The organism is uncultured Clostridium sp. (genome assembly GCF_963527835.1).
Lineage (GTDB): Bacteria > Bacillota > Clostridia > Clostridiales > Clostridiaceae > Clostridium.
In genome coordinates this window covers 15,708-33,785 of record NZ_CAURTC010000009.1, presented here as the reverse complement: position 1 = coordinate 33,785, position 18,078 = coordinate 15,708, and the positions used below count along the sequence as shown (strand labels likewise).

General features: G+C 26.6%; 17 protein-coding genes. 14 read left to right on the top strand and 3 right to left on the bottom strand.

Annotated features, from left to right (window positions below; translation table 11 throughout):
• Positions 1-64 precede the first annotated feature (64 nt).
• Together RYM86_RS06925 and RYM86_RS06920 are read right to left on the bottom strand one after the other, a co-directional pair.
• Positions 65-340, bottom strand: coding sequence for a DUF1294 domain-containing protein (locus RYM86_RS06925; protein WP_315079004.1), 276 nt, complete (start codon positions 338-340; stop codon positions 65-67).
• A 129-nt stretch (positions 341-469) separates the two neighbouring features.
• Entirely contained in the window at positions 470-1,111 is a 642-nt protein-coding gene (locus RYM86_RS06920; RefSeq protein ID WP_315079002.1) for an undecaprenyl diphosphate synthase family protein, read from the bottom strand.
• 217 nt (positions 1,112-1,328) lie between these two features.
• On the opposite strand from RYM86_RS06920, the gene RYM86_RS06915 reads away from it, so the two are divergent.
• The 10 genes from RYM86_RS06915 (at position 1,329) to RYM86_RS06870 (ending at position 12,709) form a co-directional block, all read left to right on the top strand.
• Entirely contained in the window at positions 1,329-2,186 is an 858-nt protein-coding gene (locus RYM86_RS06915; RefSeq protein WP_315079001.1) for a 4Fe-4S binding protein, read from the top strand.
• Between the two features lie 700 nt (positions 2,187-2,886).
• The gene (hemA, locus tag RYM86_RS06910; RefSeq protein ID WP_315078999.1) at positions 2,887-4,092 is read left to right on the top strand and encodes a glutamyl-tRNA reductase; all 1,206 of its coding nucleotides are present in this window, start codon (positions 2,887-2,889) and stop codon (positions 4,090-4,092) included.
• On the top strand, positions 4,050-4,724 hold the full coding sequence (locus RYM86_RS06905; protein ID WP_315078997.1) for an NAD(P)-dependent oxidoreductase: 675 nt from the start codon (positions 4,050-4,052) through the stop codon (positions 4,722-4,724). Before hemA ends, RYM86_RS06905 begins: the two co-directional genes overlap by 43 nt.
• A gap of 49 nt (positions 4,725-4,773) precedes the next feature.
• Positions 4,774-5,646, top strand: a complete 873-nt coding sequence (hemC, locus tag RYM86_RS06900; protein ID WP_315078995.1) for a hydroxymethylbilane synthase — start codon at positions 4,774-4,776, stop codon at positions 5,644-5,646.
• A gap of 215 nt (positions 5,647-5,861) precedes the next feature.
• Positions 5,862-7,337, top strand: coding sequence for a uroporphyrinogen-III C-methyltransferase (gene cobA / locus RYM86_RS06895; protein ID WP_315078993.1), 1,476 nt, complete (start codon positions 5,862-5,864; stop codon positions 7,335-7,337).
• 7 nt (positions 7,338-7,344) lie between these two features.
• Complete coding sequence (hemB, locus tag RYM86_RS06890; RefSeq protein WP_315078990.1) at positions 7,345-8,310, top strand: porphobilinogen synthase; 966 nt, start codon at positions 7,345-7,347, stop codon at positions 8,308-8,310.
• 52 nt (positions 8,311-8,362) lie between these two features.
• The gene (hemL, locus tag RYM86_RS06885; protein ID WP_315078989.1) at positions 8,363-9,646 is read left to right on the top strand and encodes a glutamate-1-semialdehyde 2,1-aminomutase; all 1,284 of its coding nucleotides are present in this window, start codon (positions 8,363-8,365) and stop codon (positions 9,644-9,646) included.
• Positions 9,636-10,433, top strand: a complete 798-nt coding sequence (locus tag RYM86_RS06880; RefSeq protein ID WP_315078986.1) for a sirohydrochlorin cobaltochelatase — start codon at positions 9,636-9,638, stop codon at positions 10,431-10,433. The genes hemL and RYM86_RS06880 overlap by 11 nt, the downstream gene beginning before the upstream one ends.
• 515 nt (positions 10,434-10,948) lie before the next feature.
• Positions 10,949-11,506: a DUF3867 domain-containing protein gene (locus tag RYM86_RS06875; RefSeq protein ID WP_315078984.1), complete on the top strand. Its 558-nt coding sequence runs from the start codon at positions 10,949-10,951 to the stop codon at positions 11,504-11,506.
• Between the two features lie 69 nt (positions 11,507-11,575).
• The gene (locus tag RYM86_RS06870) at positions 11,576-12,709 is read left to right on the top strand and encodes a potassium channel family protein (RefSeq protein ID WP_315078982.1); all 1,134 of its coding nucleotides are present in this window, start codon (positions 11,576-11,578) and stop codon (positions 12,707-12,709) included.
• 135 nt (positions 12,710-12,844) lie between these two features.
• Here RYM86_RS06870 and RYM86_RS06865 read toward each other — a convergent pair whose 3' ends face one another.
• Positions 12,845-13,828, bottom strand: a complete 984-nt coding sequence (locus RYM86_RS06865; protein ID WP_315078981.1) for an alpha/beta hydrolase — start codon at positions 13,826-13,828, stop codon at positions 12,845-12,847.
• A gap of 269 nt (positions 13,829-14,097) precedes the next feature.
• Between RYM86_RS06865 and RYM86_RS06860 the strand changes: the two genes are divergently transcribed.
• The 4 genes from RYM86_RS06860 (at position 14,098) to RYM86_RS06845 (ending at position 17,950) form a co-directional block, all read left to right on the top strand.
• A complete protein-coding gene (locus RYM86_RS06860) occupies positions 14,098-15,036 on the top strand; it encodes a hypothetical protein (RefSeq protein WP_315078979.1) in 939 nt (312 codons plus the stop codon).
• 113 nt (positions 15,037-15,149) lie between these two features.
• Complete coding sequence (gene thrC / locus RYM86_RS06855; protein ID WP_315078976.1) at positions 15,150-16,613, top strand: threonine synthase; 1,464 nt, start codon at positions 15,150-15,152, stop codon at positions 16,611-16,613.
• 3 nt (positions 16,614-16,616) lie between these two features.
• The gene (gene thrB, locus RYM86_RS06850; RefSeq protein WP_315078973.1) at positions 16,617-17,513 is read left to right on the top strand and encodes a homoserine kinase; all 897 of its coding nucleotides are present in this window, start codon (positions 16,617-16,619) and stop codon (positions 17,511-17,513) included.
• The gene (locus tag RYM86_RS06845; protein WP_315078970.1) at positions 17,513-17,950 is read left to right on the top strand and encodes an ACT domain-containing protein; all 438 of its coding nucleotides are present in this window, start codon (positions 17,513-17,515) and stop codon (positions 17,948-17,950) included. Before thrB ends, RYM86_RS06845 begins: the two co-directional genes overlap by 1 nt.
• Positions 17,951-18,078: the final 128 nt, after the last annotated feature.

The following is an 18,078-nucleotide window of genomic DNA, read 5'->3' as shown; positions in this document are numbered from 1 at the left end:
ATGCTTTGAACTTTTAAGTTTACATAATATAAGCCTTAGTATAAATAATATGGTATACAAGAAATTAAATTTTAATGTAATTACATAAATATATAATAAGGTAAAATTGAAGAATAATAATAACAGGTACTCCTAATAGGAATTTTAAATGTTTAGTTTTATGTCTGAAAGTATACATTCCCAGAAGCATACCAATAGATCCACCAATTATAGAAATTCCAATGAGTGTTTTTTCAGGGATTCTCCATTCTTTATGTATTGCACGGTTTTTATCAATAAGCATAATAGAAAAACCAATAAAATTTATAAAAAGTAAATATACAAGAAAGATCTTAATCATAATTTTCACCTCAGCGTAAATAATATACTATATTATTTATCTTAGCATAAGTATGAACTCAATAAAAAGCTATTTCAAAATAAAATGAAATAGCTTTTTATATGAATATTATAAGTTTTAGTAAATGAGTTAGCCTCCAAGAGTTACATCTTGATCGTTATACCAATTTAATGCATCATAGAATTCTTTTGATTTAAATGCAGGCCAATATGAGTCTATTACATAAAAATCTGAATAAACACATTGAGCTGGCAAAAACCCACTAAGTCTTCTTCTTCCGCCCCACCTTATAATTAAATCTATTCTAGAAATATCTTTAGAATTTATATAAGGTATAATTCCTTTATGAGATGAATCATTTTCTTTTAGTATATTCAAATCCCATTCCCAGCCATAATTAATTAAAAAATTAACTTTTATACCACCAGTACCAAATGCAGTTCTCTTCGTAAATGGTAATAATTCTTGAGGAAATAATTTAGATTCTGTATTTCCTAAAACTAATATTTCACAATTTTCATTTGTAAGCAATTGAACAGATTCAATACATGCCTCAGTAAAGGCTATTTTTTGCTCACTAGGTCTTTTTGTATTATCTACTGTAAATCCATAAAAAGTTACTTCAGATATACCTTCTTTTTGACACAATTTAAAAACTTCAAGTCCAGGATTTATGCCGAAGGAATATCCCCTATCTTTTGTGAAACCATTAGCTAAAGCCCAACGTCTATTTCCATCTGGAATTATGCCTATATGTTTTGGAATTCTCATTTTTTTATCTCCTAATGCAATAAATTTTTAATGTAATTTTAAAATATTAAACTATAAATATAAGTATATCCAATATAGTTAAAAATACACATATAAGTATTTAGTTATGATTAATATATATTAAAAAGTATTAGAGTATAATTCATTTATTTATTAAGATAGTATGAGAAGAGTTTGTTGGTAAATAAATATATTTATTTTTAGGGAGGACATACACATGGCAGTTAATGCAAAGAGACAAAAGGAATTAAAAGCTTTAGGTTTTTTATTACAAAATGATAAAGAACATTTTGCAGTAAGATTTTTAGGTAGAGCAGGTAATTTTACAGTAGAGGAATTAAATAATATAAATATCATTGCTAAAAAGTATGGTCGAGATTATTGTGGAATGACAACAAGACTGCAAATTGAAGTAGCTTGGATAAAAGATGAAGATGTAGAAAAAGTTATTGAAGAAGCAAAGAATTTAGGATTAAGACATGGAGGTACAGGACAAAAATTTAGACCTTTAGTATCTTGTAAAGGTACTGTATGTCTTCATGGAAACATTAATACACAAGAAATATGTAGACAATTAGAGGATAAGTATTTTGGAACAGACACTCCTCATAAATGTAAAGTAGCAGTAGTTGGTTGTGCTAATAACTGTGCAAAAGCTAATATAAATGATATTGGTATCATGGGAAGAACTGTACCAGAGTTTGTTTTAGAAAAATGTGTTGGATGTGGACTATGCGTTAAAGCTTGTAGACAAAAAGCTTTAGAGGTAGTTGATAAAAAAATAGTACATGATAAAGATTTATGTGTTAATTGTGGTGGATGCGTAAGAGAATGTAAATTAGGCGCTGCTGTTGCAAAAGAAAAGGGTGGAGAAATCTTTGTTGGAGGAAGATTCGGTAGAGGAATGAGAATCGGAGATTCTTTAGGAAAGATATTTAAAGAAGAAGAAATAATTCCTATGGTTGATAAAATTGTGGATTACTACAGAGAAGTAGGACAACCTGGTGAAAGAATTTCTAAAGCTATGGATAGAATAGGAAAAGAGGAATTTATAAATAACGTTTTAAATAGATAAAACATTATTACAATATAACATAAATATTATTAAAAAGTTCAAGTAGTAATTATTGTATACAACTTGAACTTTTTAATATATAGAAAATTATAAGATTTTTTAAATCTTATAAAGCTGACAAAATTTAGACTTAGAAATAAATTCAGTTGATAATTGAAAGTGGAAAATTGAGAGTGAAGGAAAAATTCTTAAGGAATTTTAAAATATATTATTTTTAAAAGGTCTATATCATTTGAATCTAAACTCTGAATTATCAACTATAAAAGCTGTAAATAAAGTGGTAAAATATAATTTATATTAAAAAATAATTATTACAAATTACAAATTAACTTTTTTTATTGTATGTTTTAATATAAAATATTAAATTAGAACATATAAATATTTCGATCTGTTTTAAATGTGTGTTGATATATGCAATAGGTGAAGTGGCATTGGAATTAAACTTTTAGAACTCTTAATAAGTATTGTCACATTTACTGCTTGTCTCAATTTTATATTGGGAGCAAGCTAAAATGGGACTATACTCATTTTAGTGTTGTTAAGTGAGAGTCGGAATTTTATATTTCGCTCCTCGAACTTACTCAGCGACTATCAGAAGTCGAGTTTCCTTTTTACATTCCGTCCACTTTGCTTACGCATATATAAATACTCTGCTGAAACATAGCCAAATATTCAAATAATTATACAAGGTGGAAAAATAATGATAGCAGTATTAGGAATAAAAAAGAATACACCAATAGAAATTAGGGAAAAATTAACTATAAAAGCAAACAAACATGATGAGTATCTAAATAGTTTATTACAATATTTAGATGGAGTTATCATGCTTGCAACTTGTAATAGAACAGAAATTTATTTTAATGTTTCTTCTATTAATGAAGAACTATTAAAAAAGATTTTTGAAGTTTTGAATTGGGACTATAGTTATAAAGAGTATGTTTTTATATCGCAAGATAAAAGAGCATGTAAGCATTTATTTGAAGTAACTTGTGGTTTCCACTCAAAGATATTAGGAGAAGATCAAATTTTAGGTCAAGTAAAAAATGCCTACTTTAAGTCTTTAAATGCAAAAGCTATTAATTTAGAACTACAAAGATTATTTCAATGTGCTATAACATGTGGTAAAAAATTTAAAAGTAAATCGAGATTATTTGAAATTCCAGTATCATCAGCATCAATAGTTGTAAATGAATCTATTAATAAAGAATGTGAAAAATTTATGGTATTAGGATATGGTGATGTGGGTCGTTTAACTATGAAATATTTACTTGCACATAATATAAATGAAGTCTATTTAGCAGTTAGAAATAAGAAAATAAAAGATGAAATTATAGATGATAGAGTCAACGTAATAGATTTTGAAGAAAAAAATAAATACATAAACGATATGGACTGTGTAATTTCATGTACATCAGCACCTCATATAGTTATAAAAAAACAAGATATAAATGAATTAGGAGATAAAATACTAATTTATGATTTAGCAGTACCAAGAGATGTTGATGATGAGATTAATGATATAAATAGAGCCGAGGTTTATAATATAGATAATATAAGTCATATAAATGATGATAATAAAAAAATGCGTTTTGATAAGATGGATTCAAATAAATTTATTTTAGAGAAATATTTAAATGAGTATTATGAATGGAAAAGACTAAGAAGTATGATTCCAGCAATAGAAGAGCTAAAAGCAACTTCTAAAGATATATATGATAAGAGAATAACCACATTTAAAAATAAATGTAAAGATAAAGATGACATTGATTTAGCAAATAAAATGATAAAGAGCACATCTGACTATTACATAAATAGAGCTATAGAGGTAATGAAAGAAGAAACTTTAAAGGGAAGTGAAGAGGAATGTTTAAGGATAATAAAGAGCATATTTATGACGAAAAAATAGATTATTCTTTTATTTCACTACTTTCCCATAAAATAAATATTGGTGTGATTGGTGGAGGCAGAGCTGGATTTATAAAGATTAAACATTTTTTAAAAACAGGCTGCTATGTTGAAGTTATTTCAAAAGATTTTTGTGAAGAAGTAATAAGTTTATCAGAAGAATTTAAGGAAAGACTGATTTTAATAAAAAATCAGTTTAATTATGAATTTTTAGAAAATAAACATTTAGTTCTAATAACAATAGATGATAGAGAAATCAATGATAATATAAAAAGATATTGTGATAAGAATTATAAAATATATATAGAATCTTCAAGTTTCAAAAATGGAATAGGTGTTATACCTGTTCAAAGAAATCTTAAAAATATAACCTTTGCATTAAATACAAATGGTGGAAATCCTAAAGGGTCAGTAATGCTTGCAAATAAAGTTCAAGAGTTATTAGAAGATTATGATGATTTTATGGCTTTAACAACAAAGATTAGAAATAAAGCTATAAAGTTTTCAAAATATAAAAAAGAGATACTAGATTTTATTTCTTGTGATGATTTTAAGTTTTTTTATGATAATCATAAAGAAAAATTAGTATTAAAACTTTACTTTGAAGAAGAAATATTAAATAAATTAATATAGATTATATTTCAAGTTAAAAATTTAGATAGATAAAGGAGCAGTAAGAATAATGAATGAATTAATAATAGCAACTAGAAAAAGTAAGCTGGCTCAAGTTCAAGCTGAAATAATTATGGATAAATTGAAATCAAAATTTAATATAGATAGTAAAAAACTACTTATAGTAACTGAAGGAGATAGAAAGCTAGATATATCATTAAATAAAATAGGTGGTAAAGGACTTTTTGTTAAAGATATAGAGCTTGCCCTTTTAAATAAGGAAGCTCATGCTGCAGTTCATAGTATGAAAGATGTTCCATTTCAAGTTAGTAGTGAATTTGAAATTACAGCTATAACAGGCAGAGAAGATATTAGAGATGTATTTATTTCAAATGGAGATATTTCATTTAAAGATCTTAAACAAGGTGCTAAGGTAGGAACAAGTAGTATAAGAAGAGCAGCTCAACTTAAGATTTTAAGAAGTGATTTAGAGATAGTTCCTATAAGAGGTAATGTTCAAACTAGACTAAAAAAAATGGAAGAACAAAATTTAGATGGAATCGTGCTAGCAGCAGCAGGTCTTAAAAGATTAGGTGATGAAAATTTAATAACAGATTATTTTGATCCAAAAGAATTTTTACCAGCAGTTTCTCAAGGAGCACTGGGAATTGAGTGTTTAAAAAATGGAGATGTTAATAAGTATTTTGAAGCTTTAATAGACAAAGAAGCAACTTTAACTGTAGAAGCTGAAAGAAGTTTTATGAAGGAGTTAAAAGGAGATTGTCATAGCCTTATTGGAGCTTATTCAGAACTTCAAGGTGATGATTTATACATGATTGGAATATATGATATAGGCGGAAAAATAGTTAAGAAAGATATTTTAGGATGTAAGCACGATAATATTGAATTAGGAAAGAAATTAGCACAAAAAATATTAGGATAATACGTATTTAAATATGATATCAATGTTTTAATATAAAGCTCATATATAGGGGATTTAATTTAAGAACTCTAAAAATCAAATTTTAATGCTATATCGTTTTTATACTAAAATATTAACATTCATTTAAGATACATGTTGAAAATTTAACTGAAAGGTGGCTTAGGATTAATAAGAGTTTTATGCAGTAGGTATAATATCTTATTAAAAAATAGATTATGAGTAAAGTATATATTATAGGTACAGGACCAGGAGATGAAGAGTTATTAACTGTAAAGGCTGTTAATAAATTAAAAGAATGCACAGCAGTTTTATATGATAGATTGGTTTCAAATAATATTTTAAATTATTTAAGTGATTCTTGTGAGATTTATTATTGTGGGAAAGAACCAGGAGCACATTATAAAACACAAGAAGAAATAAATGAAATGCTAGTAAAATTAGCAAAAGAAGGTCATATAGTAGGTAGAGTTAAAGGTGGAGACCCTTATGTTTTTGGAAGAGGGGGAGAAGAGGTGTTAGCGCTTAAGGAAGAAAATATTCCTTTTGAAGTAATACCAGGTGTAACGTCTCCAATAGCAGTATTAAATTATGCAGGTATTCCAATAACTCATAGAGGAATAGCTCAAAGTTTTCATGTTGTAACAGGAATGTCAGCAAAACACATTAAGTCTAATTTTAAAGCTTTAGCTATGGAAGAAGGTACTCTAGTTTTCATGATGGGATTAAGCAATTTAGAAAACATAGTACATGAACTTGTAGCAAATGGTAAAGAAATATCTACACCTTGTGGAGTTGTAATGAGAGGTACTTCAAGCAAGCAAAAGAAGGTAGTGGGAACTCTAGAAAACATATGTGAAAAAGTAGAGGAATCTAAATTACAATCACCATGTATAATTGTTATTGGTGAAGTAGTTAACTTAAATGAAGACTTAGCTTGGTACGAACATAAACCTTTGTTTGGAAAAAATATTTGTGTAACTAGATCTGAAAAGCAAGCAGCTACTTTAAAACAAAAGTTAAGAGATATGGGTGCTGAAGTTACTGCTTTAAGTGCTATAGAAATAGAAAGTACAGCTAGTAATTTAGATAGTTATATGGATGATTTAGAAAACTATGATCATATAGTATTTACTTCTGTAAATTCAGTTGATATATTCTTTGATTACTTAATAGAAAAGAAATATGATATAAGAAAATTACAAGCTAAAGTATCAGCTATAGGTAAGGCAACATGGCAAGCTCTTGAAAGAAGAGGTATAATATGTTTTGTAAAAGCTAGAGAATTCATAGGTGCTGGATTAATAAAAGTGTTAAAACCACATGCTAAAGAAAATGAAAAAGTACTTATTCCATGCTCATCACTAGCAAAATCAGATATAGCAGATGAATTATCTAATGTAGGCGCAAATGTAGATAGAGTATTTATTTATGATACAGTAAAAGGAAGAGTAAGAAATAAAAGAGCTTTTGATGAAGTAGATATAGTATTTTTTACAAGCCCATCAACTGTATATAACATGATAGATATGGTTGGTTTAGATGCTATTAAAGAAAAACAAGTTATAGCAATAGGCACTAGAACCAATAAACCACTTGAAGAATTGGGAATAAAGGCTTATATTTGCAAGGAACATTCACAAGATGGATTCTTAAAAGAAATTGAATCATTTGTAAAAGATATGGAGGCGTAATGTAATTATGATAAAAAGAGGCAGAAGATTAAGAGCAACATCTGCTATTAGAGATATGATAAGAGAAACTACACTACATACTAAGGATTTTATATATCCTATATTTGTTGTAGAAGGAGAAAATATAAAGAGAGAAATTTCTTCTTTACCGGATAATTATCATTATTCAATAGATAGATTACATGAAGTAATTGAAGAAGTTGAAAAAGCTAATATTGCAGGAGTGCTTTTATTTGGTATTCCAGAGCATAAGGATGCTTGTGGAAGTGAAGCATATAATGATGACGGAATTGTTCAACAAGCTGTAAGAAAGATTAAAGAGTTAAGTAAAGATTTACTTGTTATAACAGATGTTTGCATGTGTGAATACACATCTCATGGACATTGTGGAATAATTCATGAATCTGATGTAGATAATGATGAAACACTTGAATACTTAGGTAAAATTACAGTATCTCATGCAAAAGCAGGAGCTGACATGGTAGCACCTTCAGATATGATGGATGGTAGAATCGGATTTATGAGAAAAGCATTAGATGATAATGGATTTAAAAAAGTGAGTATAATGAGCTATTCTGCAAAATATTGTTCAGCATTTTATGGACCATTTAGAGATGCGGCAGGATCAGCTCCTGAATTTGGAGATAGAAAAACTTATCAAATGGATCCAGCAAATAGATTAGAAGCATTGAGAGAAACAGAAAAAGACATAGAAGAAGGCTGCGATATTATAATGGTTAAGCCAGCATTATCTTATTTAGATGTAATTAGAGAATGCAGAGAAAACTTTAATATGCCTCTTGCAGCTTATAATGTAAGTGGTGAATATGCAATGGTTAAAGCCGCAGGAAAACAAGGTCTTATAGATGAAGAAAGAATAATCATGGAAATTTTAACTTCAATAAAAAGAGCTGGAGCAGATATAATAATAACTTATCATGCATTAGAAGCGGCACAGATATTAAATAGATAATATCTGTCCTTTATTTAAGTATTCAAATGAAATATACAGGGAGTGAACATAAATGAATAATTTAGAAATATTCGAAGAATCAAAAAAGTATATGCCAGGTGGAGTAAATAGTCCTGTTAGATGTTTTAAAGAGATGGGAATGAATCCACCAGTTATAAAGTCTGGAAAAGGCGTAATTATTAAAGATGAAGATGGAAAAGAATATATAGACTTTGTATTAGCATGGGGTCCACTACTTTTAGGCCACTGTGATGAGGATGTTGTAAGAGCTATTAAAGAAACATGTGAAAATGCTTTAGCTTTTGGAGCACCAACTAAATTAGAATTAGAATTAAGTAAATTCATGTGTGAGAATTTAGATAATGTTGATATGATAAGAATGGTTAACTCAGGTACAGAAGCTACTATGAGTGCTGTAAAACTTGCAAGAGGATATACAGGAAAGAGCAAGATAGTTAAATTTGCAGGATGTTATCATGGACATTTTGATGGATTTTTAATAGAAGCAGGATCAGGAGTACTTACAGAAGGAATTCCAGGTTCTCTTGGAGTACCAAAGGAAAGTGTGGAAAATACATTAATAGGATTATATAATGACAAAGCACAAATAAAAGAACTTTTTAAAAAGCACGGAAATGAAATTGCTGCTGTTATTATAGAACCAGTTGCAGGAAATATGGGTGTTATAAAGGCCAATGAAGATTTTATTAAAGAGTTAAGAAGTTTATGTGATGAATATGATTCATTACTTATATTTGATGAAGTAATGACAGGATTCAGAGTAGCATTTAAAGGAGCACAAACATTATTTGATGTTAAACCAGATTTAATTACATATGCTAAAATAATGGGAGGAGGTCTTCCATGTGGGGCATATGCTGGTAAGAAAGAGATAATGGAAAAGTTATCTCCATGCGGAGGAGTTTACCAAGCAGGAACAATGTCAGGAAACCCTATTGTAATGGCAGCAGGTCTTGCAACATTAACTAAGTTAAAAAATAATATAGAATTATATGATCATGTTGAAAAAATGGGTAAAAAACTTCAAGAAGGTCTTATAAAAATATCAAAAGAAAATAATATACCATTAACAATAAATAGAGTTGGTGGAATGTTAACATTATTCTTTACAGAATTAGAAAAAGTAAATGCTTATGAAGCTGTGAAAACTTGTGATGGTGAAAGATTTAAGAGATATTTTAGACATATGATAAATGAAGGATTTAATATTGCTCCATCACAATTTGAAGCTATGTTTTTAAGTGTTAAGCATACAGAAGAACATATTAATAAATTCTTAGATACATTTAAGAGGTTTGCGGTAAATGAAAAATAATAAAGCTATAATATTAGTTGGTTTTGGTACCTCAAATACTGAAGCCATAAAAAAATGTATAGATCCAATAGAAAATGAGATAAGAGAAGTTTATGGAAGTGAATATTTAGTCTTTAAGTGTTTTACATCTAAAATAATACTGAGAAAATTATCAAATGATTTTGGGGTTAATATATTACATTTTGAAGAAGCTTTAAGAAACGCAAAACTAAATTGTTGTACAGAAGTTGTAATAATACCACTAAATGTACTTCATGGAAATGAATATGAGAAAATAAAAGAATTTGTTTCTAAGTATAATCATGAATTTAATAAAATTATATTGGGAAAGCCTATTTTACAATTAGATAATCAAACTAAAGGAATAGCGTTTAGCAATATAGTAGAAGGAATAAAAAATGAATTACCTAAAGATAAAAATTTATTATTAGTGGGTCATGGAACAACTAATAAATCTGATGAAGTCTATAGCTTATTTCAAAAAGAATTATCGAAAATGAACTATGAGAATGTACTTATAGGAACTTTAGAAGGAAAAATTTCTATAAATGAAATTGTAGATAAAATTATAATTAGAGATATAAGAGAAATAACTATAGTACCATTTTTATCAGTATCTGGTATTCATATTACTAGAGATATATTTGGAGAAAATAAGGATTCATGGAAGTGTATGATAGAAGATCAAGGTGTAAAAGTGAAATGTTTCAATAAATCTTTAACAGAACTTTTAAGTGTAAAGAGATTATATATAGAAAATATTAAAGAGTTAATAAATGAATTATAATTATTAAAAGGTAACAATATAAAAGAACTAAATCTGAATGATTAAATTAATCTATCAGATTTAGTTCTTTTTAGTTTAATAATTATAATGTTTTTTAGAATAGTGTTGATATATGCCACTTTCCCTATTACATGTATCAACATATATTAAAAATATTATAATATATGTTTAATGAATGTTGATATGTTATAAATGCGATTTTATTCATTGGCTAATATCATCAATTATATAATCACGGTCCGGTTCATTAAGAATCTCATGATATAGACCATCATAAATTTTAAGTGTTTTATCTGATGAATTTAGAAATTCTGAAATAATCATAAGTAATCATATACTACTAATAATTATATTTAAAGTATTTTTATGAAATATATTATAATATTTACCATAGAATTTATATAGTGTATGTTGTAAAATAATTTATAAATTTAAAAATTTGCACTAATAAATAGATTTGTTAATATATAAATAAGTGTAGTAGTATATAATGATAAATAAGGAGGCGTAGATATATGGATGACAAAATTATAGATTTTAATGAATTAAAAAATAAGGCTAAAGATAAAGATGTGGATAAGTTTGAAAGTTATATTTATTCTATGTATTATGAATTAGCTGCAGGTAACTTAACAATGCAAGATTTTTCTAAAAATATTATGACATATATGGAAGAAAACAATATTTCACAAGATAAGCTGTTAAATATTCAAAAGAAATTCTTAGAGAGATATGGGATAGACCCTTCAATGATTGAAGAACAATTAAAAATGGCAGGCATAAATTTAAATCAAATGCCAAATGGTTATGAATCTATTAGAAAGACTATGGGATTTCAAGAAAAATACAAAAGTAGAATTAAAATAAAAACAGTATCTGAGTATACAATAAGTAATGAAAAAAATAATTTAACAGTGTTAATAGAAGAAGATAAGATGAGATTAATAAGTCCTCAAAAAATAGATTTAAATGATAATGAATTAAATGAATTTATATGTTCATATAAAAAAGTTATGGAAAATGAAAAATTAAAAGTTGTATTATCTGAAAATATTAAATCCTATGAATATTAAATATGAATAAAACCCTCTTTTAAACAAAGAATATATTAAAAGCTGTTGTTTAGAAGAGGGACTTTTTGTATGGAAATAAGAAATAAGAAGCATTACAACAAATTAGTTTTAACTATGAAGGAAAAATATGAGCTAGATTTAAAAAGTGTAAAAAATAATTTAAACAATAATGAAATAACAATAAATAATAAAAAGATAAAAGTTATAAAAAATGAAAGTTTTTCAAATAATAATAAAATAAACAAATTATTAAATACTTTAATAAAACAGGAATATGACGGGGTAGTATTTATAACATGTAATTTTAAAAATAGTAAAATTGAAATTTCATCTTCTAAATACATTTATTATCTTAACTGTACAATAGAATCAAGTTGTTTAAAATTTCAAGGCAAACAGTTTGATAATGAATTTAATGGAAAAGTATATATAATAAATTCATTGTTTAATAAGTTTATTATAGAAAACTTTTTTTATAATATTTTTGTATATAATGATAATATGTGTTATGAAGATGATGCTTTAGGATTAAAGCTTATAAATTGTTGTAATTCAGAGATTGTAGTAATAAATAAAAATAAAAATATATTTAATTTAATGCTAGAAAATTCAAAGTATGTAGGAATATTTCTATATTCATTAAGAAAACTTGTTACTATTTTAGATGAGGAATCAAATTCTATGAAATATTTCTATTACAATGTTGAATTTGAAAATAGCATAGAAATTAATTCATTAAAGCAAGTCACATCAAGATATTATAGATATTTAAAAATCAATTATGATGAAAATAGATTTGTATATTATGAATTACTAAAATATCTAGAATATTTACTAGGAAATAAATATAAAAAAATATATGCTTTATTATTTAAATATCTTACTGGATATTTTATAAGTCCAATAAAAATAATATTAATTTGTACAACAATAATTATAGTGTCTTCAATATTTTATTTATTTACAGGAATAAGTGTAGATAATACAAGAATAATACTTTATGATATTCATAATATCTTGTCACTAAAAATTACAGACTTATTAAAAGCCATGTATTTATCTGTAACTACATTTTCTACATTAGGATATGGTAATATAATACCACTTAAATATGGAGAAGCAGTTGCATCAATTGAAATGATTTTAGGGGCTATTTATATAAGTATATTTACCGGAACTATTTTTAAAAGATATATTGATTGATAAAGAGGCAATGTTTTAATCGCGTGTTATTATATCCATAAGTAAAGTGGACGGAGTAATTGAATTTAGGAATACAAAAATGAGTATAGTCTCATTTTAGTTTGTATTAAAAAATTAAAATCTCCATTATATTGATTAATATAATGGAGATTTTTTTACTATAAATTTTAAAACTTCTTTTGTTAAATTAACTATATCTTGTGTAAATACATTTGACATATCATGTGATGTACCTTCTAAAGGCACTAATTGAGCAGAAGCCTTTTCTTCAATACATTTATTATATAAATCTAAAGAACTTTTATAAGGAACAAGTGAATCACTTTTACTATGAATTATTAGAGTTTCTGGAATATTTGAATTAATGTAGTTAATAGGATTAAATTCAGAGGCTATAGAATTTCTATCATTTATAGAATTAAAAATATTTGTCAAATCCCAATTTAAATCAGATGTATCCAATAAATTAAGGTCTGTTGGTCCAAAAAAATCAATAACATATTTCACTTTTGAAGGATATTTAGCTAAATCAATATCATCAGTAAAATCTTCATTGTGGCTATAAGCACTCATTAAGGATAAATGAGCTCCTGATGACATACCAATAATTCCAATTTGATTTGGATTAACATTGTATTCTTCACTGTTTTTATATATCCATCGTATAGTATCTTTTACATCACATATTTGTTTTTCAAAATTTTCATGAGACCGCATAAGTTCATATTCTGTACTTATAATAGTAAATCCATTGTTTCTAAATATATCTAATATTGGAGTTATAGATTGAGGAATACTTTTATCACCATATACCCAACTTCCACCATGTACATATAAAATAACAGGAGAACTTTTGTAGACTGTTTTTAAAGGTTTATAAATATCCAATTTTAATTGCACATTATTAGTATCTTTATAGACTACATCTTTATAATCTACATCATTAGTTGGAGAAAATTCAAATTTATTATTTGGCGAAAAATTATCTTTTAAAGAAATTATATCTTTAACAATTGTATAAGTTAATTGAAATTTCTTTCTAAAAACTATTCCTAAGCTAATGCTTAAAATTAATATAATTATCAATAACCATTTAAAAAATTTTTTTATAAAATTCATAAAAACATCACAACCTAAAATTAATATAATAACTATTATATCATAACTATATGATGATTATACTTTGTATTAATTAAACAAATATATACAATTTATATAAGATTTTAGGAGAAATAATATGTTAATAAAAATCATATAAATAATTTATAGATAATAAAAAAGAATCATATGCCACACCATTATTCCTGCACTGCGTTTGGAAAGGGTGCATGGCTAAAAAAATCGACGCTCTAAAGTCACTTGACGATTTTTTTATAAGGAGAGAGTGTATGAATAATCCTTTTGATATACTTATATACTTAGATGAAAACTTAGTTAGAAATTTATCTTCTCTAGTCTTATCAGGATATATAGATACAAGAATTCAAAAAAGAGTTAGAGATGCAAAGATTTTTGAAGGAATTCATTTTGATAGTAGAAATGGTTCATTTCAACAGGAAACAGAAGGAAAAAGTGAAAGAGAAGGATATAAAGATGAAAATAAAGGTAATCTTGCAAATGCAGAAGAACATAATCAAATATGGAGAGATTTTAATGGAACAGGGAATGTAAGGTTAGAAGAAGAAATACGTAGGACATATACAACATTTGTTCTGAATGGAAATCTTAATAATTTTTTTAATACAGGTGAAATTCTACGATCTAGAAATGATGTTAATATATTAAATAATGAAGTAGAATCTGGAGAATTAGTAGAAATTACAGGACAAATAACTAATCAATCGCTAATTTCTTATGTAGATACATTAATTGCATTGTTAAGTGCGATAGGATGTGAAAATTTAGATCCTTTATTAGATAAAGAAAAATATAAATTTATAAATTTTTCAGTACTATTAAATTTATTAAATAAATTAAAGGAAACATTAACATTAAATAACACTCAAGATTTAATTATGACAACAGGAGATTGTACTACGGTTTTAACTGTTAATAATAACAACTTTATGAATAATGACTGTAATATATTTGATAAAATTAATTGCAATTGCAAAGTTGTTGGTAAAGTAGTAAAAACATGCAGTGGATCAGGATGTATAAATTTTTTAAGGAAAACTGGCACAGAAAAGTTTTATGAAGATCTTTTAATTTATTGTGATTCTCTCTTAGGATGTTTAAAAGATAATGGAATAATGGTTCCTGAAAGACCTTGTTGTAAAGTTGAAAATAAAGGAATACAATTAATGCCTATAAGCATTTCTATTTAATAATAGTTATGCTTATTTGTATTTAAAATAAAAACACTTGTTTTCTGTATAAGGACATGATAATATATATATTAATAAAAGGCATGTCTTATTAAATAATTTGGGGTGATTGAATGAATTTTAGAAGTACTAGAGGTTTAGAATATGGGGTGGACTCTGCAATAGCAATAATAAATGGAATTTCTAAGGATGGGGGGTTATATGTACCTGAAAGTTTTCCTAATGTATATTCATCATTAAAGAATAAGAAAAAACTTAGCTATGAACAATTAGCATTTGAAATTATTAATGAATATTTTACTGATATGGATGATGAAGATTTAAAGGAAGCGATTAACGAAGCCTATAATGATAGATTTGAAGTTAGGGTACATAAAAATTTTTTAGAGTTATACCATGGTCCAACTTGTGCATTTAAAGATGCAGCATTACTATTTCTTCCGCAGATAATGAAAAGAGCAAAAAAGATTTGCAATAAAGAAGAGGACATAGTAATATTAGCAGCAACATCAGGAGATACAGGAAAAGCGGCTTTAGAAGGATTCAAAGATGTTGATGGATTTAAAGTAGTGGTATATTATCCTAAAAAGGGTGTAAGTGCTATACAAGAAAGACAAATGATAACTCAACAAGGCAATAATGTTAAAGTTATCGGTATAAATGGCAATTTTGATGATGCACAAAGATCTGTAAAACAAATATTTGGGGATAATGATTTTAAAGACAATTTATTAAAGAAAGGCGTTGCTTTATCATCTGCAAATTCTATAAATATAGGGAGATTAATTCCGCAAATAGTATATTATTTTTATGGGTATTTCAACTTGGTGAAAAAAGGGGTTATAAAACAAGATGAAAAGATTAATGTAGTAGTTCCAACAGGAAACTTTGGAAACATACTAGCATCATACTATGCGAAACAAATGGGACTTCCTATAGATAAGTTTATTTGTGCTTCAAATGAAAATAAAGTTTTAACAGATTTCTTTAAAAGTGGTATTTATGATAAGAGACGTGAACTTGTGTTAACGGAATCACCATCAATGGATATTTTAGTATCATCTAATCTTGAGAGATTATTATTTGAGGCAAGTGGACGAAATTCAGAAGTTATAAATAATCTTATGAATTCATTGAATGAAAATGGCATATATGAAATAAATGATGACATGAAAAAATTTATGAAAGAGTTTTATGGAGAATATGCTACAACAGAAGAGGTATCTAATGCAATAAAAGAAGTTTATGAAAAAGATAATTACTTGATGGATACTCATACAGCTGTTGGTTATGTTGTTAAAAATAAATATCAAGCAGAAACTAAAGATACTAAAGAAGTATTGATAGCGTCAACTGCTAGTCCGTTTAAATTTCCAAGAAGCATTTGTAAGGCATTAAATATTTCAAATGATGAAATTGATGATTTTGAGGTATTAAAAAAGTTATCTGAAATTACAAAAAATAATATACCAGATAGTTTGGTTAATTTATCGGAATATGAAATTCTTCATGATGAAGTTTGGGATAAGTCTGAGATGAAAAAAGCATTACTTTCTTATCTTGGAATTGAAGGATAGGTTATGATTAAAGTTACAGTACCAGCTACATCAGCAAATATGGGACCGGGATTTGATTCGATAGGAATGGCAGTGGAACTATATAATGAATTTGCTTTCAAAGAAATAAATGCTGGATTAAAGTTTAATGGAATACCAGAAGAATTTTGTAATGAAGATAATATTATATATGAAGCTATGAAGCATTGCTTTGATAAAGCAGATTATAAATTTAAGGGGCTTGAAATATCTGTATTAAAGCAAGATATACCTATATCAAGAGGACTTGGAAGTAGTTCCAGCTGCATAATTGGAGGCTTAGTTGGAGCTAATGAAATTTTAGGGGGGAAATTTTCGAAGGATGAACTATTAGAAATGGCGGTTGAAATAGAAGGTCATCCAGATAATGTTGCACCAGCTCTATTTGGGGGAATAGTTGTTGCAATAATTGAAAATAATAAGACTGTATATAATAAGATAGAAATTAAAAATAAAGTTAAATTTATAACTATAGTACCTGATTTCAGATTATCTACTGAAAAAGCAAGGAAGGTTCTTCCAAAACAAATTTCAAGGGCAGATGGAATTTATAATATTGGGAGAGCAGCACTTATGATTTCTTGCTTTGTTACTGATAGATATGATTTAATAAGAAGTGCTTGTAATGATGCACTTCATCAAAATTATAGAAAAGAGTTGATACCTCACTTTGATGACGTTTATAATAAATGTTATGAACTTGGAGCATTAGGTTGTTATTTGAGTGGTGCAGGACCAACTATTATGGCTATAATCGATAATGGGGCTAATGGCTTTAGCAATAATATTAAGCAATATTTAAAAGATCAAGATATTAAATGGAGAGTTTTAGAATTACAAGCAGATAACAAGGGAGCATTTGTAATAAAAGGAGATTGTTGATGAAAGGGAATTACTTAGTTATAGACAAAAGAGTTTTACCGGATGTTTATGAAAAAGTTGTTTTTGCTCAAAAGTTATTGAAAGATGGCAAGGTCAAAGAAATTACTGAAGCTACTAAAATAGCAGGGATAAGTAGAAGCGTATATTATAAATATAAAGATTATATATTTGATTTTGCAGAAACTTCTCAAGGCAAAAAAGTGACTTTCAATTTAATCGTTAAAGATCAAACTGGAGTTTTATCTGGAATAATAAATTATATTTCAGAACAAGGTGGTAACATATTAACTATAAATCAAGGGATACCCATAAATGGTGTCGCTAATATAAGTGTTACAATTGATATGTCTACATTAATAGGGGATATAAAAACACTTTTAAATGGTTTATCAAACATACAGTATGTTGAAAAAATTGAGTTTGTGGCAATGGAATAAATTTTTAAATCGTATTACTAACTAAAAAGGGGCTTATAAGGTGAAATTTTAATGGAATTCATTAAAATCTTACTGATATAAATAATTTAGTATAAAGCAATCTAATTTATTAACAAGAAGAAGGTACA

What these genes read in the sequence shown, in the direction of transcription:
- RYM86_RS06920 (WP_315079002.1), bottom strand. Translation starts at nt 1,111, where the DNA reads ATGAGAATTCCAAAACATATAGGCATAATTCCAGATGGAAATAGACGT.
- hemB (WP_315078990.1), top strand. Translation starts at nt 7,345, where the DNA reads ATGATAAAAAGAGGCAGAAGATTAAGAGCAACATCTGCTATTAGAGAT.
- RYM86_RS06870 (WP_315078982.1), top strand. Translation starts at nt 11,576, where the DNA reads ATGGAAATAAGAAATAAGAAGCATTACAACAAATTAGTTTTAACTATG.
- thrB (WP_315078973.1), top strand. Translation starts at nt 16,617, where the DNA reads ATGATTAAAGTTACAGTACCAGCTACATCAGCAAATATGGGACCGGGA.
- RYM86_RS06915 (WP_315079001.1), top strand. Translation starts at nt 1,329, where the DNA reads ATGGCAGTTAATGCAAAGAGACAAAAGGAATTAAAAGCTTTAGGTTTT.
- thrC (WP_315078976.1), top strand. Translation starts at nt 15,150, where the DNA reads ATGAATTTTAGAAGTACTAGAGGTTTAGAATATGGGGTGGACTCTGCA.
- hemC (WP_315078995.1), top strand. Translation starts at nt 4,774, where the DNA reads ATGAATGAATTAATAATAGCAACTAGAAAAAGTAAGCTGGCTCAAGTT.
- RYM86_RS06860 (WP_315078979.1), top strand. Translation starts at nt 14,098, where the DNA reads ATGAATAATCCTTTTGATATACTTATATACTTAGATGAAAACTTAGTT.
- RYM86_RS06880 (WP_315078986.1), top strand. Translation starts at nt 9,636, where the DNA reads ATGAAAAATAATAAAGCTATAATATTAGTTGGTTTTGGTACCTCAAAT.
- hemL (WP_315078989.1), top strand. Translation starts at nt 8,363, where the DNA reads ATGAATAATTTAGAAATATTCGAAGAATCAAAAAAGTATATGCCAGGT.
- RYM86_RS06925 (WP_315079004.1), bottom strand. Translation starts at nt 340, where the DNA reads ATGATTAAGATCTTTCTTGTATATTTACTTTTTATAAATTTTATTGGT.
- RYM86_RS06875 (WP_315078984.1), top strand. Translation starts at nt 10,949, where the DNA reads ATGGATGACAAAATTATAGATTTTAATGAATTAAAAAATAAGGCTAAA.
- RYM86_RS06865 (WP_315078981.1), bottom strand. Translation starts at nt 13,828, where the DNA reads ATGAATTTTATAAAAAAATTTTTTAAATGGTTATTGATAATTATATTA.
- RYM86_RS06905 (WP_315078997.1), top strand. Translation starts at nt 4,050, where the DNA reads ATGTTTAAGGATAATAAAGAGCATATTTATGACGAAAAAATAGATTAT.
- cobA (WP_315078993.1), top strand. Translation starts at nt 5,862, where the DNA reads ATGAGTAAAGTATATATTATAGGTACAGGACCAGGAGATGAAGAGTTA.
- RYM86_RS06845 (WP_315078970.1), top strand. Translation starts at nt 17,513, where the DNA reads ATGAAAGGGAATTACTTAGTTATAGACAAAAGAGTTTTACCGGATGTT.
- hemA (WP_315078999.1), top strand. Translation starts at nt 2,887, where the DNA reads ATGATAGCAGTATTAGGAATAAAAAAGAATACACCAATAGAAATTAGG.